Genomic DNA, 26,047 nt, shown 5'->3' with positions numbered 1-26,047 from the left:
ATGGCGCATACATCTGCAGAGCAAATGCGCGCTTGGACAGGCCCGGCGCTCTTCAGTTTCGGGTTCCGCCCGTTCTTCCTGTTCGGGGCGGTCTGGGTGCTGGTGGCCATGGTGCTTTGGCTGGCGATGCTGGCCGGTGCGGTCTGGCTGCCGACACGGTTCGACCCGGTGTCATGGCACGCCCATGAATTCCTGTTCGGTTATCTGGGGGCGGTGCTGGCCGGCTTCCTTCTGACAGCCGTGCCCAACTGGACAGGACGCTTTCCCATCGTCGGCTGGCGTCTTGCGGGGCTTTTCGCGCTATGGGTCGCGGGGCGGATCGCGGTTCTGGTCTCTGCCACGCTTCCGCCCTTTGCGGCCATCACCATCGACCTGGCCTTTCCGATCGGACTGGGCCTTTTGATCCTGCGCGAGATCGTCGCCGGCAAGAACTGGCGCAACCTGATCGTGCTGGCGCTGCTGGCGGCATTCACCTTTGCCAATGCGCTGTTCCATTTCGAGGCGCTGACCGGTGGCAACCCGGCGCAGGGGACGGGCTTGCGCCTGGGCCTTGCGACATCGGTCATGATGATCGCGGTGATCGGCGGTCGGATCATACCCTCCTTCACCCGCAATTGGCTGGTAAAGCGGCAAGACCCGGTGCGCCCCGCGCCACCCATGCAGAAACTGGACAAGATCGTTCTTCTGGCAAGCCTGCCGATCCTTGGCATCTGGACGATAAGACCTTTCGAGACCATCACCGGGCTGCTGCTGCTTCTGTTCGGTGCGCTGCACCTGATCCGGTTGGGTCGGTGGCAGGGGCATCGCACGCTCGCGGAGCCGCTGGTTGTTGTCCTGCACGGGGCCTATCTGTTCGTTCCGATGGGGGCGATTGCCCTTGGCCTTGACCCGCTGCTTGGACATCCGGGCAGCGCCGGCGCGCAGCATCTTTGGATGGCGGGCGCGATCGGGGCGATGACGCTTGCGGTCATGACACGGGCCACGCTGGGCCATACCGGACAGGATTTGAAAGCAGGGGCTGCCACGGTCGGGATATATATCTGCATCATCCTTGCGGCCCTCGCGCGATCCGTGTCGCCGATTTGGCTGGACCTCAGCTATCTGTCCGGGCTGTTCTGGCTTCTGGCCTTTGGCGGATTTGCACTGTTCTATGGACCCTTCCTCCTGCGACCGAAAGAGGGGGGCTCCAGATGACATGGGCAGGCTTCGCCGCCGTCTTCACGCTCTTTTTCGTGTCGCATTCCATTCCGGTGCGCCCTGGTATCAAGTCATGGTTCACGGCCTGGATCGGGGCACGCGGCTTTGGCATCGGCTATTCGGCCCTATCGCTTGCCATGCTGACACTGTTGATCTGGTCGGCCGGTGAGGCGCCCCATGTTCAGCTTTGGCCGCAGCTGGGATGGCATCGTCATGCCGCACATATGGGCATGCTGGCGGTGTGCCTGATCCTTGCCTTGAGCATCGGGCGTCCGAACCCGTTTTCTTTCGGCGGGGCGCATGACGAGTGTTTCGATCCGACGCGCCCCGGCATCGTGCGATGGACGCGGCATCCGATCCTGCTGGCACTCGCGATCTGGGCGGGCGTGCACCTCTTGCCCAACGGCGACCTTGCCCATGTCTTGTTATTCGGAGTTCTGGGGAGCTTTGCCCTCGCGGGCCGACGCCTCATCGACCACCGCAAGCGACAGGCGCTCGGTGCAGGGCGCTGGTCTGCCCTCGACACCGCGCGCAAGGCCGCCCCGAGGGTCCATAGCCCGCGGTCTTGGCCCGCGCTGGTCTCTCGGCTTCTGATTGGACTGGGGCTTTTCGTCTTTCTGCTCCATGTTCATGCAACCGTCATCGGGGTTGCGGCTCTCTAGCATGGGGAGCGCGGCGGTGTGCTTCGAGGTTCGAGAAGATCAATCCCAGCCTGCAAAATGCGACCCTCTGATGGGATGGCTTAGGTGCCCCTGGCACCCCGTCCGTCCTTATCCAATCACTTTGAAAGCGCAGATGTTCCGAACGCCGAACAGCCCTGGCCACCCGCCCCGAATACCGTCGCTGACGCAATGGCTAAGAGCCGTCATCTTCGTCCGAAACCACGAAATCCGCCGGCAGCCGGGCGGCCGAAACGCGTTCGGCATTGCGCAGGTCATTCCCTTCTGCCCTTGCCTTGGCCGCCTCCGGGGAATGACCATGGTCCAGCCATCTCTGGATGCAGCGCTGCCGCACCACGTCGAGCGGCGTGTCGATCCAGATGGTGACATCCCAGAGGTCCGCCAAACCCCGCCAGGCGGGCTCATCGAAGAGCAGGTAATTGCCCTCGACGATCACGACTTCGGTTTCTGGCGACACGACCCGCGCGGCCGCAATTGAGAGATCCATTTCCCGATCGAAAACAGGCAGGTAGACGGAGCCGACCGTCTCGCGCAACTTGCCCAGCAAGGTGACCAACCCGCCGACATCGAAGGTTTCCGGCGCGCCTTTCCTGTCCCGAAGTCCCATTTCATCCAGCAGCCGGTTGTCGAGATGGAACCCGTCCATCGGAACAACCACCGTCGGCACCCCGCGTTCCGTCAGCCGCGCCTGCAGGACATCGGATAGGGTCGACTTGCCGCTTGCGGGCGGTCCAGCGATCCCCACGAGGAGGCGATGGCCCTCGCCGCCCTTGTCGGACAGGCGTCGAAGAATGGCCTGCATGACCGTTTCATGTGTCAGCTCGGGCATGGTGCGACTCATGGGATCAGGACTGCCTATAGGCGTCCAAGGCGGCCTCGGTGCCGTCGTGCCAGATCAGGGTCAGCCATCTGGCGAACGCTTCGGAGAAGCGGTCGTTGCGGGCAAGGTCGCCATAAATCTGGTCCTGCGCGATCCAGGCCTGCGGCTCTGCCCGCGCCTGCCCGGCCACCTGGCAAAGCCTGTCCCAATGGGGGTCATTGGGTTCGATGATCGTGCCATCCTCGCGGGTCCCGGCGCACATCCGCGCCCAAAGCGCCTCGACCAGCGCCAGCCCCTCGACGGGCGAGCCCTCGGCAAGCGCTTCCCGCACGACCGGCAGAAGAAAGCCGGTATGGCGCGAAGATCCGTCGAATGCGACCCGGCGCGTCGTGTCGACGATGGACGGATTGGCAAAGCGGCGGGCGACGAGGTCCACGTAATCGCACGCATTCATCCCCGGCACCGGGGCGACATGGGGCACGATCTCGTCCCGTTGCACCTTGTGAAAGAAAGCGTTGATACCGGGATGCTCCATGCATCCCGCGATCGTCTCGATTCCCAGGATTTCCCCGGCATTGGCCAGAATCTGATGGCCCGCATTGAGAATGCGCAGCTTCATCATCTCGAAGCCATGGACATCGTCCGCGAGGGTCGCCCCGACACGATCCCAATCCGGGCGTCCGGCACAGAAATCGTCCTCGATCACCCATTGTCGGAAATTCTCGTGTGTGACGGGCGCGGCATCCGCAATTCCGAAGCCCTGCGCAAGCGCGCGTTCTGCCTCGCCAGTGGCGGGGACAATGCAATCAACCATGGAATTGGGAAAGCTGCACTCCGCTTCGATCCAGTCGGCCAGGTCAGGGTCACTCAGACGGGCGAGCGAGACAACGGTCTGCTTGAGAATGCGGCCGTTGCCCAACAGGTTGTCGCAGCTTTGCGCCGCAAACGGCCCATGGCCCGCCGCCCGGCGAATCCTGAGCGCCGCGATCATGGCGCCGAAGGCCGTGCGCGGGCGATCCGGTGTCCGCGCGTCATGCTGGATGTCCGGATGATCGGCGTCGAATCCGCCGGTGACCGGGTCGATGTAATAGCCGCCCTCGGTCACGGTCAAAGCCACGATGCGAATGGCGGGGTCCGCCATCTGCGCGATCAGGGGGCCGTTGCCCTCTTCGATGGGCAGGTAGTCGATCATGGAGCCAACGACCTCGGCAGAACTGCCGCGGGGGTCGAGTTCGATCAGGGTGGTCAGGCAATCCTGCGCCCGCAGCCTGTCGCGCATCGCCGCGTCATAGGGCCGGACCCCCGCGCCGATGATCGCCCAATCCTGCGCCAGGCCCTGCTGCATCAGCCGGTGCAGATACCAAGCCTGGTGGGCACGGTGGAAATTGCCAACACCGATATGAACAATGCCGGGGGTCAGCGCATCGCGATCATAGGTCGGACACGCCACCGCGTCAGGCAAGGCATCCAGCGTCGCGTCCGACAGCGGCACAGGGGCAGAGATGGGCGCAGCAGACGTCATCAGCTCATCCAGTTCCCGCCATCGACGTTATAGGTCTGGGCCACGATGTAGTCGGCCGCGTCCGAGGCGAGGAACACCGCCATCCCGGTCAGGTCCTCGGCCCGACCCATGCGGCCATAGGGAACGGACTCACCGACCTCCTTCTTTTTCTGGCCCGGCGCCTTGCCTTCATATTTGGCGAAGAAGGCATCGACGCCGTCCCAATGCTCACCATCGACGACACCCGGCGCGATGGCATTCACGTTGATGCCATGCTCGATCAGGTTCAGGCCCGCCGATTGCGTCAGGCTGATGACCGCCGCCTTGGAGGCACAGTAGACCGCGACCAGCGCCTCGCCCCGGCGGCCGGCCTGGCTGGCCATGTTGATGATCTTGCCGCCCTTGCCGCGTTCGATCATGTGCTTCGCGACGGCCTGCAGGGTGAACAGCGTGCCCGCGACATTGAGATCGAAGATGCGGGTGTAATCCTCGCGCGTGATCTCGGTGATGGGGGCCGCAGTGAACAGCGCGGCGTTGTTGATAAGGATGTCGATCCCGCCGAAGGCTTCGACGGTTGCATCCACCGCCGCGTCGATACTGTCCTGCCGGGTGGCATCCAGTTCGACGGCGATGGCCGCATCCCCTATCTCCTGCGCCGCCGTGCGCGCTCGTGCGATGTCGATGTCAGCGATCGCCACCCGTGCGCCCTCGGCCACATAGGCCTTGGCAAAGGCCAGGCCGATACCGCGTGCAGCCCCGGTGATCAGAGCGGTCTTGCCAGCCAGTCGAGTCATTCGATCCGAAGTCCTTCTGCGTCGAACCGGTGCAGGTACTCGGCCCGCGGGGTCAGGTGAACCGTCGCCCCGTATTCAAGGGTCAGCTCACCAGAGGCCCGCACCGTAAGGGGCTCGTCCGAGAAATCGCACTGGATATGGAAGAACGTGTCCGAGCCGAGGTGTTCGGACACGCCGACAACACCTTTCCACGGTCCCTCCGTTTCCGAAAGGTCGATATGTTCAGGCCGGATGCCGATTGTTGCGGCGTCATACTTGGCCGCTTCCGCCCCGGAGATCAGGTTCATCTTGGGCGAGCCGATGAAGCCCGCGACAAAGGTGTTGCGGGGCCGCTGATACAGCTCCAGCGGGCTGCCGACCTGCTCGATATTGCCGGCCTGCAGCACCACGATCTTGTCGGCCATGGTCATGGCTTCGACCTGGTCATGGGTGACGTAGATCATGGTGGTATCGAGCTTCTTGTGCAGCTCGGAAATCTCCATCCGCATGCCGACGCGCAGCGCGGCATCAAGGTTCGACAGGGGTTCGTCGAACAGGAAGGCCGCCGGTTCGCGGACAATGGCACGGCCAATCGCGACACGCTGGCGCTGGCCGCCGGACAGCTGCCCGGGGCGGCGATCAAGGTAGTCGGTCAGGTTGAGCACCTCGGCCGCCGCAGTCACCCGCTTGTCGATCTCGTCCTGGCCCATCTTGGCCATGCGCAACGGAAAGGCGATATTCTTGCGCACGCTCATATGCGGGTAAAGCGCGTAGGACTGGAACACCATGGCCAGACCGCGCCGGGCAGGAACGACATCGGTGGCGTCCTCGCCATTGATTTCGATCACGCCGGAGGTGATGTCCTCCAGCCCCGCGATCAGCCGCAGAAGCGTGGACTTCCCGCAGCCAGAGGGGCCAACGAAGACCGTGAATTCCCCATCCTCGATCGTCAGGTTCAAAGGCGGAATGACCTGCACGTCGCCAAAGCTCTTGGTCACGTCTTTCAGTTGAATACGTCCCATTGCGGATCTTCCTTATTTTACCGCGCCGAAGGTCAGGCCACGGACAAGTTGTTTCTGGCTGAACCAGCCAAGGATCAGGATCGGCGCGATGGCCATGGTCGAGGCCGCGCTGAGCTTGGCAAAGAACAGGCCTTCGGGGCTGGAATAGCTGGCGATGAAGGCGGTGAGCGGGGCGGCGTCGACGGCGGTCAGGTTCAGGGTCCAGAACGCCTCGTTCCAGGCCAGGATGAAGTTGAGCAGCACGGTTGATGCAATGCCCGGAATGGCCATCGGCGTGAGGATGTAGAGCAGTTCCTCTTTCAGCGTGGCCCCGTCCATGCGCGCCGCTTCCAGGATCTCGCCCGGAATTTCACGGAAATAGGTGTAGAGCATCCAGACGATGATCGGCAGGTTGATCAGCATCAGCACGATGACGAGGCCGGCGCGGCTATCCAGAAGCCCCAATTCGATGAACAGCAGGTAGATCGGGTAAAGCACCCCGACCGCGGGCAACATCTTGGTGGACAGCATCCACAGCAGGATGTCCTTGGTCCGCTTGGACGGCACGAACGCCATGGACCAGGCCGCTGGCACAGCGATGATGATCCCCAAAAGGGTGGAGCCTCCGGCAAGGATCACCGAGTTCCACAGGAAACGCATGTAATCCGAGCGTTCCTGCACGATGGCATAGTTTTCCAGCGTCCAGTCGAAGTTCAGGAAGATGGGCGGGTTGGCGATGGCCTGCGCCTCGGTCTTGAAGCTGGTCAGGATCGTCCAGAGGATCGGAAAGAAGATCAGCAGACCGATAGCCCAGGCCAAGGCGGTGGTCAGTGTCTTGCGTTTTGTGGTGACGGCGCGTGCCATGTGATCAGGTCCTCCTCACGCGTCCAGGTTCTTGCCGACGATGCGCATCAGGAAGATGGCAACGATATTGGCGAGAATGATTGCGTAGACACCGCCTGCCGATCCCAGCCCGACATTCTGGCTTTCCAGAACGCGCTGGAAGATCAGGTAGGTGAGCGTCCGGGTGCCGAAGGCGCCGCCGGTGGTCACGAAGATCTCTGCGAAGATCGACAGCAGGAAAATCGTCTGGATCAGGATCACGATGGTGATCGCCCGGCCCAGATGCGGCAAGATGATATGGCCAAAGCGCTGCAGAGGTCCGGCACCGTCCATCTCGGCGGCTTCCAGCTGTTCGCTGTCCAGCGACTGGATCGCGGTCAGCAGGATCAACGTGGCAAAGGGCAGCCATTGCCAGGACACGATCATCACGATGGACCCCATCGACGCCTCGGACAGCCAGGCCACGGGTTCCGCCCCGAAAAAGCGCCACAGATGCGCGAACAGGCCGTTCACCGGGTCCATGAACATGTTCTTCCAGACCAGCGCCGAGACGGTGGGCATGACGAAGAACGGCGCAATGACAAGGATGCGCACGACCCCCTGCCCCCACATCGGCTGATCCAGCAACAGCGACAACAGGATGCCGAGAACCACGGTGATGGCCAGCACGCCGCCTACGATCACAAGCGTGGTCCAGACCGAAGGCCAGAAACTGCTGGACCCCACGAAACGGGAAAAGTTCTCGAAACCGACCCAATCGAGCGTGGGAAACCCACGCACATATTCCCACATGAAATCGCCAAAGCCCTCGCCGCGATCGGTGATCCGGTCGCCGCGCAGGGGCAGGAATTTCTTGAACGAGAAGATCACGGTCAGCGAAAGCGGGATCAGCATCCAGCCCAGAAGCAGGACAACTGCGGGCGCCATCATGATGCGTGCAGCGGATCGGGAAGCTTTGGTCGCCATGGGATGACCTCCTCCTTCGGACCGAGCGGGGCCGGGATAGACGAAGAATGCGCGGAATGAGCGGGTTTTGAAAGCCGGGGGCAGCCTTGAGGCCGCCCCCGGACTTGAGAGGTCCGAGAACCTTAGCGGTAGCCGGCGGCTTCCATAGCGTCGTTGGTCAGGGCCTGGGCTTTTTCCAGGGCCTCGTCAATCGTCTGCTGGCCGGCATACACGGCCGAGAATTCCTGGCTCACCTCGGTGGCGATACCGGCGAATTCCGGGATGGCGACGAACTGGATGCCGACATAGGGCACCGGATCGACGGTCGGATCGGTCGGATCAGCCGCGTTGATCGAGTCCAGCGTCATCTGTGCGAAGGGCACCTCCTGGTATTCCGGGGTCTCATAGAGCGAGGTCCGGGCACCCGGGGGCACGTTTGCCCAGCCTTCGTTTTCGGCGACCAGCTCGATGTATTCCTTCGAGGTGGCCCATTCGATGAACTCTTTCGCAGCCTCTTCCTTCTGGGTGCCGGCGGGGATCGCCAGGGCCCAGGCCCACAGCCAGTTGGCGCGCTTCTCGACGCCCTCGGAATTCGGGGCGAGCGCGAAGCCGACGCTGTCAGCAACGGTGGAGTCTTCTGGGTTGGTCACGAAGGACGCGGCCACGGTGGCGTCGATCCACATGCCGCACTTGCCCTGCTGGAACAGCGACAGGTTCTCGTTGAAGCCGTTGGTGGCATAGCCCTCGGGGCCGTAGTCGTTCATCAGGTTGACGTAGAACTCCAGCGCGTTCTTCCATTCTGGCTGGTCGAACTGGGCGTTCCAGTCTTCGTCGAACCAGCGCGCACCGAAGCTGTTGCCAGTGACGGTGATGAAGGCCCCGCCCTCACCCCAACCGGCCTTGCCGCGCAGGCAGATGCCGTTGATGTCGTTTTCAGGATCGTCCATGGCGGCCGCCGCTTCGCGGATGAACTGCCAGGTCGGCGCTTCGGGCATTTCCAGACCGGCCGCTTCCATCAGGTCCGTGCGATACATGACCATGGAGCTTTCGCCATAGAACGGCGCGGCATAGAGGGTGCCGTCATGGGACAGGCCGCCGCGCATGGCCGGCAGAATGTCGTCGACATCGTATTCTTCGGACAGGTCATCCAGCGGAACCAGCCAGCCATTGGCGCCCCAGATCGGGGTTTCGTACATGCCGATGGTCATGATGTCGAACTGGCCACCATTGGTGGAAATGTCGGTGGTCACACGCTGACGCAGAACGTTTTCCTCCAGCGTGACCCATTCGACCTCGTGGCCGGTCTTGGCGGTGAAATCGTCGGTGTAGCCCTGCATCCGGATCATGTCGCCGTTGTTCACGGTCGCGATGGTGATGGTTTCGGCCTGTGCCGCGCCAGCAACCAGAGTCAGTGCAGTCGCCGCACGCAGTGCGTTCTTAAGTTTCATCCTATCCTCCCTCAGTTTGGATGACGTGGCCGAGAGGCTAGAACGTAAATTGTCGCGGCGTCAATTATTTTTTTACGCGCGTAAATTTTAAGGAAATCAGGCCGAGTCGCGCATAATGAGCCGCGCCGGGAACAGGGTTTCCTCCCGCTTTTCGAATCGCCCGCCGCTTTCGATGAGTCGGAACAGGGTCTCGACCACGTGTTCCGACACCATGGCGTAGTCATGCGCCGACGTGGTCAGGGCGGGGCAAGTAAATTGCGAAAACGGGTGTCCATCATGCGAGGCGACACGCAGGTCGCAGCCTTTTGTTCGGCCGACCCGCACCCCTTTTTCATAGCACGCCGCAAGAAAGCCGATCGCCAGCCGGTCGTTCGAGCACAGAACGGTATTGGTCGGAAAGGCATCCTCTGCGATCAGTTTCAGCCCCCCCTGACGACCGATCTCTTCGAAGGCCCAACCTTCGCCCGCTATGCGCAACACGTGCGGTTCCAGCTGCAGGCGCTGCATCATGCTCAGGTAGGCGTCCCGACGTTTGTTGGCATTCGGGTTGGCAGGGTGCTGCATCTCGAAGAAGCAGGGCGGTTCCCCGGTGCGGCTGAGATATTCCACCGTTTGCGACACGAAGCTGTAATTGTCAGACCCGACAAACGCCTCACCCATGCCTTCGATACTGCTGTCGAACAGCACCGTGGGCACCGCGCGGCAGAAATCCTCGATCGCGGCTTTGTCCGATCGCCGCCCTAATGGGGCCAGAAGCACACCCGCCGGCTTGATCGAGCGCAGGTTGTCTAGAATATCAATCTCGCGCTGCTGCTCACCATGCGAACTGAACAGTGACGGCGAGAACCCGGCATCGATACAGCGCCGCTCGATCACGCGCACGATCTCGGCAAAGAAAGGGTCGGCCAGGTAGGGCACCACGATCCCGATGTTCTTGGTCGCCCGTCGGTTCTGGTTCATCGCGTAGATGTTCGGACGATACGCGAACCTCTCCAGCGCCTCTTCGATCTTCTGACGCGTGGATGGGCGGACACTTTCGGGGTCGTTGAAGTATTTCGACACCGTCGGACGCGAAATGCCGCTCGCGGCCGCGAAATCCTCCATGGTTCTTATTTTTTGTTCTCGCATTCCGACAACCCATCTTTCCCGCCTCTGCTGACGGGCCCCGTTTCCGCCGTCCTCGCGGGGCTCGCCCCCTCCGACGGGTTTACGCGCGAAAAATCCGCATGCATTGAAGACATGATAGTCGCAGGTGCCTGCCCTGTAAAATGCTCCGCCGCCCGCGTGGTCGTTCCGCCCAGGGGCACCCTCTTTTTGACAGGAAATGATGGTGATCTAGGGCGCGTCCAGAAACGGCGGCTAGGCCTGGGCATTGGGGAAATTCGAGAGTTGCCCGACGCCTCGTCCGGGCCCAGGTCTCAGCCTTCTGCGATCAGTCGCCTGTTGGCCGCCACCAGCTTGCGGGCGGTGTCGCGTGTCAGGCTGCCTTCGAGAATGACCCGAAAATCCGGTCGCCGCCGAAGGATCGCCTTGAGTTCATCCGCGGTGATCCGAAAAACCCGCGACGGTTCGGTCAATTCGACCGTCGCCGTGGCGGGTGTATCCTAGAGGACCGTCATCTCTCCCAGATAGGTGCCGGCCTCGCACTGCCCGATGGTCTTGCCGGACGCGCGCACCGTCGCGGCGCCACGAGCAAGGTAGATCAGAACGCCATGCGTCTCGCCCTCGGTCATCAGGACCGTGCCCGCCTACAGGTCCTCCCAATGGCCAGCGTCAAAGAACCGACGCGCATCGGACCGCGGAGATAGCGGCAGGGTCTCGCTCAGAAGTTCAAGCTCTTCGTCGGAGAACCTGACCCCGCGATTGATAAGGTAGAACCGGGTGATGCCGACAATCGAGATAATGATCCAGCTTGACTGGATCAGCGCGGAGGACAGGTTGAAATTCTCCGAAAGGCTGACCAGCACGAGCGAGGCGGCGATGATGTTGAGCGAGGCGTAGAGATACCCGGTGCCGCGAATGATCCCTGCCTGCAACAAGGCGTATCCGCCCAGGTAGACGACCACGCCTGCCAGACCTGCGGCTTCAAAGATCCATTCCGGCATTATTCCCGCGCCATGCACCACCTCGTACGTCCATCATTGCCTGCTGTGATCTGACGAAGCAAGTCGGACAATACGGTAGCGTGCTTGGTCTAGCCCATGGCCGCGACGAACCCCAGAAGCCCAACCAGAAGTCCGCTACCCAACATCAGGAAGCGGCGGCGCATGCGGATATCGAGGCGCGAGGCGCCCTCGGAATAGTCGAACCGTTCATACATGACCCGATCCATCGGCAGGCCCAGCGCAAGAAGTTGGTCAGCCACCGCCGTGACCATCGGCCCAGGCCCGCAAATCATCGCCGTTGTGCGCTGCGGGTCCAACCCCTCCATCATTTCGGTCAAACGCGCCCGGTCCAGTCGCCCGACCTCTCCGGCAAAGCCGGGCGCCTCGGTTTCGCTCAGCAGAAGGGGGCGCAGGTCCAGATCGGCCTCGGCGGCGGCAATCTCGTCCAGGCAGGCCAGGTTCTGAACCGTCCCCACCGCATGGGCCAGACGGACGGGCCGATCGTGTCCGCGCGCCCGCAGGTCACGCAGCAGCCCCATGATCGGGGCGATCCCCACACCGCCGGCGATAAGAAGCACCGCGTCGTCGCGATGGTCCTCCAGCGTGAAATGGCCATAGGGTCCATCGATGCCCATCGGCGTGCCCGGGGCCAGGTCTCCGATATGGTTGGTGAAATCGCCTGCCTCCTTGATGATCAGGCTCAGGCCGGGCCGCGTCGGGCTGTCCGCGATGGAAAACGGGTGATCGAAAAGTGGAAAGCGGCGGCGTCCTGCGGTGATCCAGACGAATTGTCCGGCCCGGTAGCCCAGAGGCGGCGTGCCCTCGGCGGGCTGGATATCAAGCTCCCACATCCGATCGGCGCGCTGTTCGACCGAGGCCAGCCGCCAGGGTCGCGTCCGCAGCCGCGCCCAGCGCCAGCCGTATAGCGTGAGCATGACCGCAGCCACTGCCGCGCCGATGGCCCACCAATAGTCATGCAGCACCCCTTCCGCGCTGAACCGGCCCACTGTTACCGCGTGGTGCAGCCCGCCGCCCACGGCCACGATCGCCAGAATGACATGCGCCCCGCGCCAGGCCTCGTAACGCAGCGGCAGGCGATTGCGCAGGGCCGACCCCAGAACAAGCACCGCCAGGGCCGCCAGCCCGATCACGCCGGTGCGGTATTGCGGCAGGGTCAGGTAGGCGATCAGCCGTTCCTGAGCCAGCGCCGGGTCGGCCTGATAAGTGGGCATCACATTGGCCAGCGGATGCACCAGCAGCGCCAGAAGAACCCACCAGGCGGCCGTCTTGTGAAAGGCCATGACACGGTCAATGCCCAAGCGGCCCGAAATGACCTCGAACCGACCCGACGTCACGAACTGCACCGCCATGGCCGCCAAGCCTATCAGGCCTAGGCCCGCGGCTGCGATTTCCCAGGTCACTGCGGGTGCGGCCGAACGCATGAGCGCCAGCGCCAGCGGCGCCAGGCAAACGAGAAGATAGAGCATGGCCACAAGGCCTACCGGCAGGCGCAAACCTTGTCTTACCTCGGAACGGGCGGCCTCCGCCTCTTTCCGATCCGATCCCTTCCCAATCTCCGGCATCTCGCCTCCCGTGTCCTCTGCGACCCAATCTGTCCAGCCAAACCCGGCCCGCATCCTTGATTTCAGTCAACCTCTCGTCATGGTTTCGTGCTAACATGATCTACACGTCAACAGGGTGACGATACCCGATCGCGGAGGGTCCATCATGCGTTTTTCGTTCCAATCCCTGGCCGTATCGGCCGTTCTGCTGGCCGTGGCGGCGCCTGTGACCGCGCAGGAGATGAGCCTCTCCGATATCACCGAGGCCTGGCTGATGGGGCCGCATGGCGACTACGACTCGCCTTCTTTCACCCATTGGAACGAGGACGGGGCAGTGCCCGAGGCCTGTGCCGCGTGCCATTCGGAAAGCGGGATGCTGGACTGGCTGGGCGCCGACGGCACCGAGCCCGGCGTCGTCAACCATCCCGGCACGATCAATACCGTGATCGGCTGTGCCTCCTGCCATGTGTCCGAGGCCGAGGCGCTGGACGCGGTCCCCTTCCCCTCGGGTGTGACGGTATCGGGGCTGGGCGCCGATGCCACCTGCACCATGTGCCATTCGGGCCGTGCCTCGACGGATAACGTGATCGGCGCGACCGGCGGCATGGATCTGGATACGGTGTCGGCGGACCTGGCCTTCATCAATGTCCATTACGGCGTGGCTGCCGCCGTGATGCACGGGTCGGAGGTGCGCGGTGGCTTCGAATACGGCGGCCAGAGCTATGCCGGGCGTTTCAACCATGTGCCCAGCGCCAATTCCTGCGTGGCCTGCCACGAGCCGCATACGACCGAGGTCGCAACCGAGTCCTGCGCCGCCTGCCACCAGGGTGTGGACGACATCACCTCCATTCGCACCCAGCACGCGGATTTCGATGGCGACGGCGTGACCAGCGGCGGCATCCGGGACGAAATCGACGGGCTGCACGCGCGGCTCGACGCGGCGATCCGCACCTACGCGACCGAGGTCACGGGGCAGCCCATCGGCTACAACAAGAACAGCTATCCCTATTTCTTCATCGACGGGAACGGGGACGGCACGATCGACGCGGACGAGGCGATCTATCCCAACCAGTATGACAGCTGGACGCCGCGCCTGCTGATGGCGGCCTACAATTACCAGATCGTCGCCAAGGATGGCGGGGCCTGGGTGCACAATCCGCGCTATGCGTTGCAGTTGCTACATGACAGCGTGCTGAGCCTGTCCGAACGTATCGAGATCGACACCGGCGGGTTGCAGCGGCCCTGAGGGATGATGCGCGGCCGGGCTTGATGCCCGGACCGCGCGGGCCCTCGGGTCAGAGATCCATGTAGACGTGTTGCTCGGCCTTGGCGCCGGGATGAGTTACGGCGCCCTTATAGGTCTCACCCACCATCTGGGCGAATTTCCAGACCGCGCCGCTGGCATAGATCGTCTCGCGCGGGCCGGCCCAGCTTTCCTTGCGCTTGGCCAGGTCCTCGTCCGACAGGTCGACGCTCAACTCGCCCTTGATGGCGTCGATGGTGATCACGTCGCCGGTCTCGATCAGGGCGATGGGGCCGCCATGCGCGGCCTCGGGGCCGACATGGCCGACACAAAAGCCGCGCGTTGCGCCAGAGAACCGGCCATCGGTGATCAAGGCGACCTTCTTGCCCATCCCCTGCCCCGAAATGGCGGCGGTGGTGGCCAGCATCTCTCGCATGCCGGGGCCGCCTGCGGGGCCTTCGTTGCGGATCACGATGACCTCGCCTGCCTCGTATTCGCGCTTGCGCACGGCGGCAAAGGCGTCTTCCTCGCATTCGAAGACGCGCGCGGGGCCGGTGAAAACCTGGTGCTCCGGCGCGATGCCCGCGACCTTCACGATGGCACCCTGCGGGGCGAGATTGCCCTTGAGGCCCACCACGCCGCCGGTCTCGGTCAGCGGTTTCTCGATGGGGTAGATCACACGGCCATCAGCCTCGCGCTCGATCCGGTCGAGTTCCTCTCCGATGGTCCGGCCCGAGGCGGTGATGCAATCGGTATGGATCAGCCCGGCCTTGCGCAACTCCTTCATGACCACGGGGATACCGCCGGCCTCGTAAAGGTCCTTGGCGACATAGGTCCCGCCGGGCTTCAGATCGACGAAATAGGGCGTCTCGCGGAAGATGTCGCACACATCTTCAAGGTAGAACTCGATCCCGGCCTCGTGGGCGATGGCGGGCAGGTGCAGACCGGCATTGGTGGACCCGCCGGTGGCAGCCACGACGCGGGCGGCATTTTCCATGCTCTTGCGGGTCACGACATCGCGGGCGCGGATGTTCTTTTCCAGCAGGTTCATGACCGCCTTGCCGGACGCCTCGCCATATTGGTCGCGGGACTCGTAAGGGGCGGGCATGCCCGAGGAATTCATCAGCGCCAGCCCGATCGCCTCGGACACGCAGGCCATCGTGTTGGCGGTGAACTGCCCGCCACAGGCACCCGAGCTGGGACAGGCCACCTTTTCCAGAAGCGCCAGCGCCTTGTCGGACAGCTGTTGGTTCTGGTGGCGACCCACGGCCTCGAACATGTCCTGCACGGTCAGGTCACGGCTGCGGAAATCCTCGGGGATTTCATCGTCCTGCGGCGCCTTGCCCGGCAGGATCGACCCGCCATAAAGGAACACCGACGGCACGTTGAGCCGCACCATGGCCATCATCATCCCCGGCAGCGACTTGTCACAGCCCGCCAGCCCCACAAGCGCGTCATAGCAATGACCGCGCATGGTCAGTTCAACCGTGTCGGCGATGGCCTCGCGACTGGCCAGCGACGACCGCATCCCCTCGTGCCCCATGGCGATGCCGTCGGTCACGGTGATCGTGGTGAATTCGCGCGGGCTTCCCTGTGCCTCGTTCACGCCGGTCTTGACCGACTGGGCCTGCCGCGCCAGCGCGATGTTGCAGGGGGCGGCCTCGTTCCAGCAGGTGGCCACACCGACAAGCGGCCGATGGATCTCGTCCTCGGTCATGCCCATGGCATAGTAATACGACCGGTGCGGCGCCCGTTGCGGGCCCTCGGTGACATGGCGGCTGGGAAGCTTGGATTTGTCGAATTTGGTCATCTCGAGCCCTGTGGTCAGAGGTGAAGGCGCAGGCGCGCCGGTTGGGTCAAATGGTCGGTCCGCGAAAAGCTAGCGCCCGGCTTTCGCTTTGGCAAACCGGTTGCGCCCTAGCGCAATTCAGAAAGCAGCTCCGGCGTGGCGCGACCCGTCACGGCCAGACCCCGAGACGCCTGAAAATCGCGGATCGCAGCCTCGCTGAGCGGACCGATCACCCCGTCGATCGTCCCAACCTCGTATCCGCGTGTCTCAAGGGCGCGTTGCACCGCGATCCGGTCGGCGCGGGTCAGTCCGTTGGCATCGGGCGGAAAGCCACCTCGGAGCGGCCCCGCCCCGGCTAGCCGATCAGCCAGGTGGCCCACGGAGAGGGCATAGAAATCGGAATTGTTATAGGTTTTCAGCACGTCGAAATTGCGCGTGACGAGGAAGGCCGGGCCGCCCGCCTGAGGCCGGATACTGCGACCCGACATCTGACCGGTTCCAGCCTCTTCACCCCATGCAAGGCCCGTCTTCCATCCATTGCGCGCCAGATAGCTTGCCGCCGAGGCCAGCGCGTCCCCGGGATCTTCAGCCCAGATATCTCGCCGTCCATCGCCATCAAAATCCACCGCAAAGGCCAGGTAGGATGTGGGAATGAACTGCGTATGGCCCATGGCCCCCGCCCAGCTGCCCAGCAACCGATCCGGTGTGGTGTCACCGCTTTGCAGAATACGCAGCGCGGCCAGCAGCTGATCCTCCCAGAAGGCCCCGCGGCGCCCGGCAAAGGCCAGCGTCGCCGTCGCCGAGACAACCGGGATCTGTCCGCGCTTGTCACCGAATTGGCTTTCGACGCCCCAGATGGCGGCAAGGATGTATTGCGACACGCCGTAGCGCGCCTCGATCGCCGCGAGCGTTCCGCCATGGCGGGACAGCGCCCCGCGTCCCTTGGCCAGCCTTTCGTCGGACGTGGCGATCGAGAGATACTCCTCGAACGTCCGACGGGTCTGAATCTGACTGCCGTCTCGCCGGACCACGCCGGGCAGGTAGCCAGCCCCGGCCAACCCCGCCTCAAGTGTTTCCGCCGAGATACCCCGGGATGCCGCGCGGCCTCGGAACGCCGCCAGCCAGGCATCAAACCGTGCATTGGGCTGTGGCAAAAGGTCGGGGGCAAGGCCCGTTGTGGTTTGCGCGGGGACCGGGGCGCTGCTGCAGGATGCGACGCCCCACGCCCCGAGCGCGACCAGAAAATGGCGACGGCTGATACGCATGACACTACCAGCCTAGGCCAGCGCTATGACCCTCACAATTCAGCGGCTTGCGGACTGGCCGATTTCCGCCAAGTGGCGCCTAGGTGCGGGCCCGTTCAAAGGCGGCCCAGGCGGCTTCGAATTTGTCGAAATCGAAATCCGGCTGCCGGGCCGGATCGAGAACCAGCCGTTCGGTCTCCAACAGCTTGTGGATCGCCTGCTCCAGCTCCGGCACATGAGAGTCGGGGATCACCAGCGCCCCGTGACGGTCCGCATGGACAAGGTCGCCATCGGCAACCTCCAGCCCGAAAACCGTGACCTTTGTGCCGATCTCTCGCACATGGACAAAGGCATGGCTGGGGCCGACCGATCCGGCGATCACCGGAAAGCCCTCGGGCAAATCACCGAGGTCACGCATCACCCCGTTGGTCAGCGCCCCGGAAAGGCCAAAGCCCTTGTGAACACTCGTATTGATCTCACCCCAGAAGGCGCCGACGGCGTTGTCGCCGTCCATATCCTCGATCACGGCCAACGCCGGGCGCGGGCCTTGGGACATGTGGCGATAATAGTCCATGCGCCGGGTCCTGATGACCTCGGGCGGCTCTTCCGGCGGGGCGATGGCGGCGATCCTGGCCGTGCGGGCATAGCCCACCATTGCGCCCCCCGCGGGGTCACTGCACTGGACGGTGCCCCGGGTGAAGCGGTCAAAGCCGCGCTTGCCTTCGACCACTTCGAGCGCGTTGCAAACGGTCGGCGTGTCGACCCGCCGCAGCAGGTCCAGCAGGGATTGGTCCATTGTCATATCTCCTCCAGCCAGCGGCGCAGGGCCGCCGTCGTCTTGTCCGGTTGTTCCAGTGTCGGCAGGTGGCCTGCCCCCTCGATCACACTGAGGGTCGATTTGGCCAACAGCTGATGCATCAGTTCGTGGCGCGATAGCGGACACAGGCTGTCTTCGCGTCCGCACAACACCAGCGCGGGGCGGTCGAACCGGCGCAGGGTCTCGCATTGATCGGGCCGGTCACGCAGGGCACGGGACTGACGCAGGAACACCTCAGGACCGAGATCCAAAGCCATCTCCATGCACAGGTCCAGGATGCCGGCCCGGTTCGGACCGTCGGTCAGGTAGTTGGGCTTCATCTCGTCGCGCATCACGGCCTCAAGCTGGCCCGCAGCGGCCTTGTCCATCTGCGGTTGGCGGCGGGCCCTGACCGCGTCGGCCTCGGCCAGCGGGTTGGTATCCATCAGGGCCAGCCCGGCGACCCTTTCGGGGGCCTGCCGCACGACCTCCATCGCCACGATGCCGCCCATGGACAAACCACCCAGCGCGAACCAGTCCGGGGCCTGCGAAAGAACCGCATCGGCCAGCGCCTCAACGGTATCGGCCGCGGTAATGGGCAGGACGGTCAAATCAATCGCATCCGCTTGCGGACCGAAGAGCCGCGCATCGCACATCATGCCCGGCAACAGGATCAGCGGGGCCGTCACTTGACCAGCGCCGCCCCCTCGGCCAGCGCGCCAAGCTTGGCATAGGCGATCTCGGGGTCCACGGCGCCGAACCCTGCGAAGGTGCCAAAGCCGCAATCGGACCCGGCAATCACCCTGTCCGGCCCGACGATATCGACAAAACGGCCGATCCGCTGGGCCACCAGTTCCGGATGTTCGACGAAATTCGTCGTCGTATCCACAACACCCGGCACCAGAACCTTGTCTTCGGGGATATCCCCCCTGCGGTCACGGAAGACGGTCCATTCATGGCCATGGCGGGGGTTCGAGGTCTCGAACAAGACGTAACGCGACTTGGTCGCCATCAGCGTGTCGAACATCTTTTCCATGGAGATGTCGCAGACATGCGGTCCCTCGTAATTGCCCCAGCAGATATGCACGCGCACCTTGTCGGCGGGCACATCGGCCAGTGCGTGGTTCAGGGCCTCGACATGGGACTGCGCGATCTTCAGGAATTCCGCGTCGGACAGGTCGTTGAACAGCATGTGCCGGGACAGCGCCAGGTCGGGGCAATCCAGTTGCAGGTCCAGCCCGGACGCCACGATGGTCTCGTATTCTTCCTTCATCGCGTCGGCGAGCGCCGCCAGATAGGCCTCACGCGTGGGGTAGAAATCGTTCTGCAGGAACAGGGAGATCACACCCGGGCTGGCCGCGTTCATGAAACCGCGCTCGACCCCATGCTCGGCCATCCCCGCCTTGAGGTTGGCAATATCCTTTTGAAGCTCGCCCTGCCCCTTGGACTTGACCTCACCCACGCACATCGGGCGGGCATATTGCGGCGTGCCGCCGTCATCCGCCAGCCGCTTGAGGAAACTGGGAAACTGCTTCAGATCAGCCGGCGCATTGCGGGGGCTGTCACCATCGAAACCGGTGTAGCGGTCCTTTACGTAAGTCGCATAGCTGATCTTGGAGGTCTCACCGTCGGAGACGATGTCGATGCCCGCGTCGACCTGCCGACGCACGGTTTCCGACACCGCATCGGCCATGCAGGCATCGAAGGCCGCGGGATCATACTCCTTGCCATGTTCACGGGCAAAAATGAAATCGACGACCTCCTGCGTGCGCGGCAGGGATCCGACATGGGTTGTTTTGATCTTGCTCATTTCTGACCTCGAATTTCTAGATAGGTCAGGCAGTCCGGTGGAACCCGGACTGCCCGATGGGTCTCGTCAGCCCTGCCAGGTCAGCCCAGCGGGATCGTCCGTGCCAACGATATGATACATCGCGGCCTCGCCCGTCATGGATGGAACGGCGCAATGCGCCAGGTTTTCCGGAACCGAGATCGTGTCGCCGGGGGCGAGCGTGACGCTGCCGCCGTCCCACTCGACCCGCCAATGCCCCTTGACCGGCATCAGGACGCTGGGGCGTTTGTGGCTGTGCTTGGTGTCGGTGGCGCTGGCGCGGGTGATGAAATCAACCTCGAAGCCGGGCTTGTCCTTCAGGAGACCGGTCTCACCGATGACCTTGCAAGGGGTCTTGTCGGCCATTGCCACCATGTCCCAGTAGCGGGCCACGTGGTTGGGCAGCACCTCGGCCGTGGTCGGCTCACCGCGCTTGGCCAGTTCCTCGTCTGTCATCAGCGGCATCGGCTTCACGCCGTCAGGCAGGGCCTCGCCCTTTTTGGTGTCGTAGAGCTTGCCGGTCTCGGCCAGAACAAGGCCATGATCGGCGGCTTCTTCGATCACCTGCGGGGCCCACATGACGCCGCCACCGGCATCGTCACCGCCAAGGATGGCCATGATCATCCCGTAATCGGTGCCGATATTCTCGAACCCGCGGAAAACCCCGGTGGGAATGTTGAAGATATCGCCCTCTTCCAGCACCACCTCTCCGGCGGTGCCCCAACGCCCCCAGAAGAACCGCCACCGGCCCGACAAAACGAAGAAAGCCTCTGCCGTGCGGTGGTCATGCAGGGAATTGCGGCACTTGGGCGGCTGCCCGGCGGCGCCGATATTGAAGCCATGCTCGATGCTGATGTGCACGTGCTGGTCGGGCGATTCCGAAACGCCGCCGCCGATGATGGTGAAATTTTCCTTCTGGTCCGATCCCGGCGTATGGGCGTCGATGAAGGCAGTTTTGCAGGGTTGAAGGTCGCCATAGCGAACGATGCGGGATTCCATGTCTTGCGGTGTCATGTCTGTCTCTCCTTGGGAGTTGCAATTTCTGATGGGTTGAACTCAGAAATCGCGCCCCGGCGGATGCGGGTTCAGACGTTCCGCCCGCCGCGCCTGGAACAGCATATGCAGCCGTCTTATGGCCTCGGGTTGGTGCATTAAAGGGCACCTGTCTGCAAAAGGATCTGTTTCCAGATCGCGGTCTCGTCGAACAGGGTCCATTCCCGGCGCAGTTTGACCTGACCGGTGATCAGTTCCCCCCATTCCGCGTGGCTGATGCCCAGCAGGTAGACCTTGGCCCCGGTCGGCACGCCGAACGCGCCCCAGCCCGAATGGGTGCCGTGCAAAGACCAGCGGATCGCCGAGCGGGGCGGCATGTTCGGATCTGTGCGACCGATCTGGTGCTCGATACGGAATTCGGCATCGGGGAAGGCCGCCCGCAGCCCCATCCAGAATCCATCTGCCGCAGCCCAGCCATGGCCGATTTCGCCGCCCGGATAATGCACGTTCGCGGCGCGGTCATACTGGGCCTCGATCGCGCGCATATCGGCGCCCATGATCCGGGTCAGAAGCTCGGCATGGCGCTGCCCCCATTCATTATCGTTTCCGTGGCCCTTGTAGGGGCCCGGCCTGTCGGTTTCGGGGGTCAGTGGCCGGACGCAAGCCTCTGGCCCGCCTTCGCGCGCGATAAGGTCGCGGGCATAGTCCTGCGGGTCCCAACCAATCTGCTTCACGATCGCGGTCTGGTCGCGGATCAGCCATTCGTCGTCGATTGCATTGTCCTTAGCATGGCAATCGGCAAGAATCCGGTATTGCAGTTTCGCCCCCGAAGCCGCGCCATAAACCCCATCGCGGGTATGGGTCGCCGTCGAGATGATCCGATGGCTGGACAGCATCCCCTGTTCCGGTGTGCCGGACCAGATCACGTCCTCGCCCAGAAGCTCACGATCCGGGAATTCGGCCAGCGTGGCCATGGTGGCGGCGATCACGCCCTGATTGCCCACCACAACCGAGGCCGGTGAGCGCACGACGATCTCCGGCGCGTAATAGTCGTGCAGCGTGGCAATGCCTCGATCTTCCCAGATCTCCTTAGTGATTCCGATGATGTAATCGGGGAAATCGGTGAATTTCGGGTCGAACCCTTTCATTGTGTCCATCCTTCGGGAATGCGGGCCGAGCTTCTCAGGATCAGCTTGCCCTCGATTTCGATCTGTTGCGGTGCGGTGCCGGGGGTTTCGATCTGCGCAAGGATCGTCTCCACGGCGGCATCGACCATCCGGTTCACCGGCTGGCGGATCGTGGTCAGGTCATAGGCGGCCCACCCCGCCAACGGCACATCATCATAGCCCACGACCGAGACATCCTTTCCCGGTTCCAGCCCGGCCTGACGCAGCACATCCATGACTGCAAAGGCCATGTGGTCATTGCCGACGAAAATTGCGTCGGGCCGGGTGCTGCCAGCGATCAATTGCCGGGCGCACTCCGTGGCGACCTCGTGTTTGTACATGCCGTCGACCATGGCAAAGGGCGTGACGCCAGCCCTCTGCAACACCGACAGGAACCCGGCCTGTCGGTCGCGTCCGGTCGAGCTGCCCTGCCAGCCGGCAATATGGGCAATCCGTTCATGCCCACCTGCCAGCAAGAATTCCGCGGCCTTGCGCCCGCCCTCGAAATTGGTCGAGGTGACCGAGGAAAAGCCGCTGTCATCCTGCCCGCGGTTGAACAGGACAACCGGGATTCCAGCCGCATTGGCACTGTCGGCCAGAGTGGAGCTGATTGCGACCGAGGCCGTGATGATCCCGTCGACCTGGTAGTCCATCAATTCCTGCACCACCGCATCCGCCCCGTCGATCGAGTTCGTCGCGGTGAATATCAGGATGTGATAGCCCTGCGCCTGAAGCGCGTTGGACAGTCGCTCCAAGGCCACCGGGTAGAACTGGTTTTCAAGATAGGCCACGACCAAGCCGATGATGCGGCTTTTGCCGGACACCATGGCGCGCGCCAGCACATTGGGGCGATAGCCCAACTCATCGGCTGCGCGGCGCACCTTCTCGACCGTCTTGGGCGAGGCCGACGCGCCCGGCGTAAAAACGCGGCTGACGGCCGACTGGCTGACCCCAGCGCGGGCGGCGACGTCTGCTGATGTGACCTTGGCACGTTCCATTACTCTGCCGTCCACCCGCCGTCGACCAGAAGGGAGGTGCCCGTGACCATCGCCGAGGCATCACCGGCCAGATAGACCACCGCGCCCATGATGTCCTCGACCTCTCCGACGCGGCCCAGCTTGATCTTGTCCTCGATCCACTTGACCTTATCTGGATCGTCAAAGGTCTGTTCCGTGAGCGGTGTCCGGATGAACGTTGGGCAGATCGAGTTGATGCGGATTCCGGCGCTGCCCCACTCGATGGCCATTGATTTGATCATGCCTTCCAAACCGTGCTTGGAGGCACAGTAGACCGCGCGGTCGATGCCGCCCACATGGGCCATCTGCGATGAGATATGGATGATCGAACCGCCCTGCCCCGCCGCGAGCATCGCGCGCGCGGCTTCGGTCGACAGGAAATAGGCGCCGCGCAGGTTCACCCCCATGACGGCATCATAATCCTCGGGCCGGGTCTCCAGCGCCGCTGAATGGCGGGCCAGACCGGCCGCATTGACCACCACATCAAAGGGCGCCCCGGCGCAGGCGGCACGGCATTCCTCGAAACTGGCGACGTCAAGCGGCAGCGCCTCGGCACTCATGCTGGCCTTCGTCATGGCGGCAACTGCCTCTGTCAGGCGATCCATGCCACGGGCGGCACAGACCACATGCGCGCCCACCTCGGCCAGCGCCACGGCGGCACCCAGGCCAATACCGGACGATGCGCCGGTGACCAGCGCGCGTTTGCCATCCAGCCGGAAAGAGGGAGTTCGGGGCAGATCCATCAGGCGTCCCCCACAGGGAAGGGCACCGATCCAGGCACACGGGCCTTGTTGAATTCGCGCAGGCGGGCAAACACATCGACGCCCAGTTGCAGGTAGGCGTCGAGGATGTCCACCATCACCCAGTTCTCACGGATACGGCCATTTTCCAGCCGCCAGAAATCGAGACTCTTCATGGTGATCTTCTTACCCGACGGCGCGATCCCCATCCAACCATCATGGGTGACGGTCTGGATCATGTTCGGCCAGCCTGTAACACCGACGTAATCATTGTCGCCAAAGAAGTGATAGACGATATCGTCCACGTATTTGCCACGGTCGGGCATGCCGGCAAGAAACGGGATCTGGTGCCAGTTGCGAAAACCGGCGATGCCACGCCCGGTGCCGATACCGGCGGGGCCATACCAGTTCATCGTATCGTGCCAGAAGCGCGGCATCTCCATCACCTCGGGGCCGCCTTCGCTGGGATGACGCTTCAGATGCTCCAGCATGTCCACGATGATGTGCTGGCTCTGACGGCTGCGCTCGTCGTCGCGCTCAGCCCGGATCAGCCCATCGCCCGACGCTGGGCCCGGCACGCAGAACTCACGCCCCAACGAGGGCGCCATGGGCCACGCATTGGCCTGCATCATCACTTCAGGAATGTCCCAGAGTGCCTGGTATTCCACGACCTTGCCATCCTTGAGGCGGTAGAATTCGTGAAATCGCATATGCGCCAGATGGCCGCTGGGCGGGATGTCCAGGAAGGGCGCAACGAAAGTGCCCATGAAGTGCCCTCCGCAGCCGACCCAATCATTGCCGTGGTCATCGGTACCGGCCATGACGATCCAGTCTCGGCGTTCCACATCCGGCCAGGCGGCGCGGAGCACCGCCAGGGCTTGATCGTGAAAGGCCTGCCCGCCCGTCATCTTGCCGAAGGGATGGGCCAGCTTGAACACCGCATCGGGCGCGCAGATCGCGTCCAGCGCAGCGCGGATTTCGCCGGAATCCCAATCGTACTGCGCGGATCGAAGACGCTCCAGCGCTGCCTTGTTCGCTGCATGACTCATTCCGCGGCCTCGCCGTAGGGTACGTTCTTGCCACCGTAGCGGCGGACGCGGACATTGCATTGCTCGGCATGGCCGACAAAGCCTTCCAGCATGCACAGCCGCGAGCCGTATTCGCCCACCAGCGCGGCGGCCTCGTCGGTCGTGACCTTCTGGTAGGAATGGGTCTTGAGGAACTTGCCGACCCAGAGCCCGCCGGTATAGCGCCCGGCTTTTTTCGTCGGCAGTGTATGGTTGGTGCCGATGACCTTGTCCCCGTTGGCGACATTGGTGCGCGGCCCAAGAAACAGCGCGCCGTAGCTGTGCATGTTCTCAAGGAACCAATCGTCGCGGTCAGTCATGACCTGCACGTGTTCATAGGCCATGTCATTGGCGACCTGCAGCATCTCGTCATAGCTGTCGCAAACGATCACGTCGCCATAATCACGCCAGGACGCGCTGGCGGTCTCGGCGGTGGGGATAATGCCCAGAAGGCGGTCACACTCGACCATGGTCTCTTCGGCCAGCTTGCGGCTGTTGGTGATCAGGCAAGCGGGAGAGTTGAAGCCATGTTCGGCCTGCCCGATCAGGTCGGTGGCGCAAATCTCTGCATCGACGGTTTCGTCGGCGATGACCATTGTCTCGGTCGGACCGGCGAAGAGGTCGATGCCGACGCGACCGAAAAGCTGTCGCTTGGCCTCGGCCACGAAGGCATTGCCCGGGCCGACCAGCATATGCACCGGGTCGATGCTTTCAGTGCCGATCGCCATGGCGCCCACGGCCTGAATGCCGCCCAGCACATAGATCTCATGCGCGCCGCCCATATGCATGGCAGCCACGATAGCCGGATGCGGCTCCCCATTGACAGGTGGGGCCGAGGCGACGATGCGCGGCACGCCCGCCACGTTCGCCGTCAGCACGGACATATGGGCCGACGCCACCATGGGGAACTTGCCGCCGGGCACGTAGCAGCCCACCGATTGCACCGGGATGTTCTTGTGGCCCAGGATCACGCCGGGGAGGGTCTCGACCTCGATATCGGTCATGGATGCCCGCTGCGCCTCGGCAAAACGGCGGATCTGCGCCTGGGCGAACTTGATGTCCTCCATGTCGCGGGCAGAGACCTTCTGCATCGCGGCCTCGATCTCGGACTCCGTCAGGCGGAAGTTCTCTGGCGCATAGCCGTCGAATTTCTGGCTCAGGTCGCGCACGGCGGCATCGCCCCGCGTTTCGATATCCTTCAACGTGCCTTCGACAACGGCACGCACCTTGGCGTCTTCTTCCGCCTTTTCAGCCTCGGGTTTGCTCTTCTTGAGATACTCAATGCCCATA

26 protein-coding genes are annotated in these 26,047 nt (G+C 63.4%); 3 read left to right on the top strand and 23 right to left on the bottom strand.

Annotation, left to right across the window (positions count from 1 at the left end):
* Together DFK10_RS10260 and DFK10_RS10255 are read left to right on the top strand one after the other, a co-directional pair.
* Positions 1–1,194, top strand: coding sequence for an NnrS family protein (locus tag DFK10_RS10260; protein WP_109388939.1), 1,194 nt, complete (start codon positions 1–3; stop codon positions 1,192–1,194).
* Entirely contained in the window at positions 1,191–1,859 is a 669-nt protein-coding gene (locus DFK10_RS10255; RefSeq protein ID WP_109388938.1) for an NnrU family protein, read from the top strand. The genes DFK10_RS10260 and DFK10_RS10255 overlap by 4 nt, the downstream gene beginning before the upstream one ends.
* Positions 1,860–2,052: 193 nt before the next feature.
* Here the strand turns inward: DFK10_RS10255 and DFK10_RS10250 are convergent, their stop codons facing one another.
* From DFK10_RS10250 to DFK10_RS10205, 12 genes are all read right to left on the bottom strand, one after another.
* Positions 2,053–2,706 (bottom strand): nucleoside triphosphate hydrolase, encoded by a 654-nt coding sequence (locus DFK10_RS10250; protein ID WP_217810126.1) that lies wholly within the window; start codon positions 2,704–2,706, stop codon positions 2,053–2,055.
* A 16-nt stretch (positions 2,707–2,722) separates the two neighbouring features.
* Positions 2,723–4,219 carry a mannitol dehydrogenase family protein gene (locus DFK10_RS10245; RefSeq protein WP_109388937.1) on the bottom strand — a complete coding sequence of 499 codons (1,497 nt, stop codon included), beginning with the start codon at positions 4,217–4,219 and terminating at the stop codon, positions 2,723–2,725.
* Positions 4,219–4,992: an L-iditol 2-dehydrogenase gene (locus tag DFK10_RS10240; RefSeq protein WP_109388936.1), complete on the bottom strand. Its 774-nt coding sequence runs from the start codon at positions 4,990–4,992 to the stop codon at positions 4,219–4,221. The genes DFK10_RS10245 and DFK10_RS10240 overlap by 1 nt, the downstream gene beginning before the upstream one ends.
* Positions 4,989–5,993 carry an ABC transporter ATP-binding protein gene (locus tag DFK10_RS10235; protein ID WP_109388935.1) on the bottom strand — a complete coding sequence of 335 codons (1,005 nt, stop codon included), beginning with the start codon at positions 5,991–5,993 and terminating at the stop codon, positions 4,989–4,991. Before DFK10_RS10235 ends, DFK10_RS10240 begins: the two co-directional genes overlap by 4 nt.
* A gap of 12 nt (positions 5,994–6,005) precedes the next feature.
* Positions 6,006–6,836 (bottom strand): carbohydrate ABC transporter permease, encoded by an 831-nt coding sequence (locus tag DFK10_RS10230; RefSeq protein ID WP_109388934.1) that lies wholly within the window; start codon positions 6,834–6,836, stop codon positions 6,006–6,008.
* A gap of 15 nt (positions 6,837–6,851) precedes the next feature.
* Complete coding sequence (locus tag DFK10_RS10225) at positions 6,852–7,781, bottom strand: carbohydrate ABC transporter permease (RefSeq protein ID WP_109388933.1); 930 nt, start codon at positions 7,779–7,781, stop codon at positions 6,852–6,854.
* A gap of 122 nt (positions 7,782–7,903) precedes the next feature.
* On the bottom strand, positions 7,904–9,208 hold the full coding sequence (locus DFK10_RS10220) for an ABC transporter substrate-binding protein (RefSeq protein WP_109388932.1): 1,305 nt from the start codon (positions 9,206–9,208) through the stop codon (positions 7,904–7,906).
* Between the two features lie 96 nt (positions 9,209–9,304).
* Entirely contained in the window at positions 9,305–10,336 is a 1,032-nt protein-coding gene (locus DFK10_RS10215) for a LacI family DNA-binding transcriptional regulator (protein WP_109388931.1), read from the bottom strand.
* Positions 10,337–10,626: 290 nt separating this feature from the next.
* Positions 10,627–10,785, bottom strand: coding sequence for a hypothetical protein (locus DFK10_RS16480; RefSeq protein ID WP_217810125.1), 159 nt, complete (start codon positions 10,783–10,785; stop codon positions 10,627–10,629).
* Between the two features lie 27 nt (positions 10,786–10,812).
* On the bottom strand, positions 10,813–10,941 hold the full coding sequence (locus tag DFK10_RS16690; protein WP_268952239.1) for a hypothetical protein: 129 nt from the start codon (positions 10,939–10,941) through the stop codon (positions 10,813–10,815).
* A 15-nt stretch (positions 10,942–10,956) separates the two neighbouring features.
* On the bottom strand, positions 10,957–11,313 hold the full coding sequence (locus tag DFK10_RS10210) for a CBU_0592 family membrane protein (protein WP_109388930.1): 357 nt from the start codon (positions 11,311–11,313) through the stop codon (positions 10,957–10,959).
* A gap of 89 nt (positions 11,314–11,402) precedes the next feature.
* Positions 11,403–12,896 carry a ferredoxin reductase family protein gene (locus DFK10_RS10205; RefSeq protein WP_109388990.1) on the bottom strand — a complete coding sequence of 498 codons (1,494 nt, stop codon included), beginning with the start codon at positions 12,894–12,896 and terminating at the stop codon, positions 11,403–11,405.
* A gap of 145 nt (positions 12,897–13,041) precedes the next feature.
* Between DFK10_RS10205 and DFK10_RS10200 the strand changes: the two genes are divergently transcribed.
* The gene (locus tag DFK10_RS10200; RefSeq protein ID WP_109388929.1) at positions 13,042–14,121 is read left to right on the top strand and encodes a polyheme membrane-associated cytochrome C; all 1,080 of its coding nucleotides are present in this window, start codon (positions 13,042–13,044) and stop codon (positions 14,119–14,121) included.
* Between the two features lie 49 nt (positions 14,122–14,170).
* Here the strand turns inward: DFK10_RS10200 and ilvD are convergent, their stop codons facing one another.
* The 11 genes from ilvD to hisD form a co-directional block, all read right to left on the bottom strand.
* A complete protein-coding gene (gene ilvD / locus DFK10_RS10195) occupies positions 14,171–15,928 on the bottom strand; it encodes a dihydroxy-acid dehydratase (RefSeq protein ID WP_109388928.1) in 1,758 nt (585 codons plus the stop codon).
* Between the two features lie 107 nt (positions 15,929–16,035).
* Positions 16,036–17,172: a lytic murein transglycosylase gene (locus DFK10_RS10190; protein ID WP_109388927.1), complete on the bottom strand. Its 1,137-nt coding sequence runs from the start codon at positions 17,170–17,172 to the stop codon at positions 16,036–16,038.
* A 79-nt stretch (positions 17,173–17,251) separates the two neighbouring features.
* Positions 17,252–17,947 carry an RraA family protein gene (locus DFK10_RS10185; RefSeq protein ID WP_109388926.1) on the bottom strand — a complete coding sequence of 232 codons (696 nt, stop codon included), beginning with the start codon at positions 17,945–17,947 and terminating at the stop codon, positions 17,252–17,254.
* A 2-nt stretch (positions 17,948–17,949) separates the two neighbouring features.
* Positions 17,950–18,603 (bottom strand): alpha/beta fold hydrolase, encoded by a 654-nt coding sequence (locus DFK10_RS10180; RefSeq protein ID WP_109388989.1) that lies wholly within the window; start codon positions 18,601–18,603, stop codon positions 17,950–17,952.
* Between the two features lie 29 nt (positions 18,604–18,632).
* Entirely contained in the window at positions 18,633–19,757 is a 1,125-nt protein-coding gene (locus tag DFK10_RS10175; protein WP_109388925.1) for a cobalamin-independent methionine synthase II family protein, read from the bottom strand.
* A gap of 66 nt (positions 19,758–19,823) precedes the next feature.
* A complete protein-coding gene (locus DFK10_RS10170) occupies positions 19,824–20,789 on the bottom strand; it encodes a cupin domain-containing protein (RefSeq protein ID WP_109388924.1) in 966 nt (321 codons plus the stop codon).
* Between the two features lie 137 nt (positions 20,790–20,926).
* Positions 20,927–21,916, bottom strand: a complete 990-nt coding sequence (locus DFK10_RS10165) for a nuclear transport factor 2 family protein (RefSeq protein ID WP_109388923.1) — start codon at positions 21,914–21,916, stop codon at positions 20,927–20,929.
* Positions 21,913–22,932: a LacI family DNA-binding transcriptional regulator gene (locus tag DFK10_RS10160; protein WP_109388922.1), complete on the bottom strand. Its 1,020-nt coding sequence runs from the start codon at positions 22,930–22,932 to the stop codon at positions 21,913–21,915. Before DFK10_RS10160 ends, DFK10_RS10165 begins: the two co-directional genes overlap by 4 nt.
* Positions 22,932–23,693 carry an SDR family NAD(P)-dependent oxidoreductase gene (locus DFK10_RS10155; RefSeq protein WP_109388921.1) on the bottom strand — a complete coding sequence of 254 codons (762 nt, stop codon included), beginning with the start codon at positions 23,691–23,693 and terminating at the stop codon, positions 22,932–22,934. The genes DFK10_RS10160 and DFK10_RS10155 overlap by 1 nt, the downstream gene beginning before the upstream one ends.
* Entirely contained in the window at positions 23,693–24,739 is a 1,047-nt protein-coding gene (locus tag DFK10_RS10150; protein ID WP_109388920.1) for an ester cyclase, read from the bottom strand. The genes DFK10_RS10155 and DFK10_RS10150 overlap by 1 nt, the downstream gene beginning before the upstream one ends.
* On the bottom strand, positions 24,736–26,046 hold the full coding sequence (gene hisD / locus DFK10_RS10145; RefSeq protein ID WP_109388988.1) for a histidinol dehydrogenase: 1,311 nt from the start codon (positions 26,044–26,046) through the stop codon (positions 24,736–24,738). Before hisD ends, DFK10_RS10150 begins: the two co-directional genes overlap by 4 nt.
* Position 26,047 lies beyond the last annotated feature (1 nt).

Source organism: Salibaculum griseiflavum (assembly GCF_003129565.1).
Taxonomy (GTDB): domain Bacteria; phylum Pseudomonadota; class Alphaproteobacteria; order Rhodobacterales; family Rhodobacteraceae; genus Salibaculum; species Salibaculum griseiflavum.
The sequence above is the reverse complement of the archived record's forward strand: the minus strand, read 5'-3'. Positions and strand labels throughout refer to the sequence as shown.

Coding starts and splice junctions, on each gene's coding strand:
- DFK10_RS10260 (WP_109388939.1), top strand. CDS start 1: ATGGCGCATACATCTGCAGAGCAAATGCGCGCTTGGACAGGCCCGGCG.
- DFK10_RS10255 (WP_109388938.1), top strand. CDS start 1,191: ATGACATGGGCAGGCTTCGCCGCCGTCTTCACGCTCTTTTTCGTGTCG.
- DFK10_RS10250 (WP_217810126.1), bottom strand. CDS start 2,706: ATGCCCGAGCTGACACATGAAACGGTCATGCAGGCCATTCTTCGACGC.
- DFK10_RS10245 (WP_109388937.1), bottom strand. CDS start 4,219: ATGACGTCTGCTGCGCCCATCTCTGCCCCTGTGCCGCTGTCGGACGCG.
- DFK10_RS10240 (WP_109388936.1), bottom strand. CDS start 4,992: ATGACTCGACTGGCTGGCAAGACCGCTCTGATCACCGGGGCTGCACGC.
- DFK10_RS10235 (WP_109388935.1), bottom strand. CDS start 5,993: ATGGGACGTATTCAACTGAAAGACGTGACCAAGAGCTTTGGCGACGTG.
- DFK10_RS10230 (WP_109388934.1), bottom strand. CDS start 6,836: ATGGCACGCGCCGTCACCACAAAACGCAAGACACTGACCACCGCCTTG.
- DFK10_RS10225 (WP_109388933.1), bottom strand. CDS start 7,781: ATGGCGACCAAAGCTTCCCGATCCGCTGCACGCATCATGATGGCGCCC.
- DFK10_RS10220 (WP_109388932.1), bottom strand. CDS start 9,208: ATGAAACTTAAGAACGCACTGCGTGCGGCGACTGCACTGACTCTGGTT.
- DFK10_RS10215 (WP_109388931.1), bottom strand. CDS start 10,336: ATGCGAGAACAAAAAATAAGAACCATGGAGGATTTCGCGGCCGCGAGC.
- DFK10_RS16690 (WP_268952239.1), bottom strand. CDS start 10,941: ATGACCGAGGGCGAGACGCATGGCGTTCTGATCTACCTTGCTCGTGGC.
- DFK10_RS10210 (WP_109388930.1), bottom strand. CDS start 11,313: ATGCCGGAATGGATCTTTGAAGCCGCAGGTCTGGCAGGCGTGGTCGTC.
- DFK10_RS10205 (WP_109388990.1), bottom strand. CDS start 12,896: ATGCCGGAGATTGGGAAGGGATCGGATCGGAAAGAGGCGGAGGCCGCC.
- DFK10_RS10200 (WP_109388929.1), top strand. CDS start 13,042: ATGCGTTTTTCGTTCCAATCCCTGGCCGTATCGGCCGTTCTGCTGGCC.
- ilvD (WP_109388928.1), bottom strand. CDS start 15,928: ATGACCAAATTCGACAAATCCAAGCTTCCCAGCCGCCATGTCACCGAG.
- DFK10_RS10190 (WP_109388927.1), bottom strand. CDS start 17,172: ATGCGTATCAGCCGTCGCCATTTTCTGGTCGCGCTCGGGGCGTGGGGC.
- DFK10_RS10185 (WP_109388926.1), bottom strand. CDS start 17,947: ATGGACCAATCCCTGCTGGACCTGCTGCGGCGGGTCGACACGCCGACC.
- DFK10_RS10180 (WP_109388989.1), bottom strand. CDS start 18,603: ATGTGCGATGCGCGGCTCTTCGGTCCGCAAGCGGATGCGATTGATTTG.
- DFK10_RS10175 (WP_109388925.1), bottom strand. CDS start 19,757: ATGAGCAAGATCAAAACAACCCATGTCGGATCCCTGCCGCGCACGCAG.
- DFK10_RS10170 (WP_109388924.1), bottom strand. CDS start 20,789: ATGACACCGCAAGACATGGAATCCCGCATCGTTCGCTATGGCGACCTT.
- DFK10_RS10165 (WP_109388923.1), bottom strand. CDS start 21,916: ATGAAAGGGTTCGACCCGAAATTCACCGATTTCCCCGATTACATCATC.
- DFK10_RS10160 (WP_109388922.1), bottom strand. CDS start 22,932: ATGGAACGTGCCAAGGTCACATCAGCAGACGTCGCCGCCCGCGCTGGG.
- DFK10_RS10155 (WP_109388921.1), bottom strand. CDS start 23,693: ATGGATCTGCCCCGAACTCCCTCTTTCCGGCTGGATGGCAAACGCGCG.
- DFK10_RS10150 (WP_109388920.1), bottom strand. CDS start 24,739: ATGAGTCATGCAGCGAACAAGGCAGCGCTGGAGCGTCTTCGATCCGCG.
- hisD (WP_109388988.1), bottom strand. CDS start 26,046: ATGGGCATTGAGTATCTCAAGAAGAGCAAACCCGAGGCTGAAAAGGCG.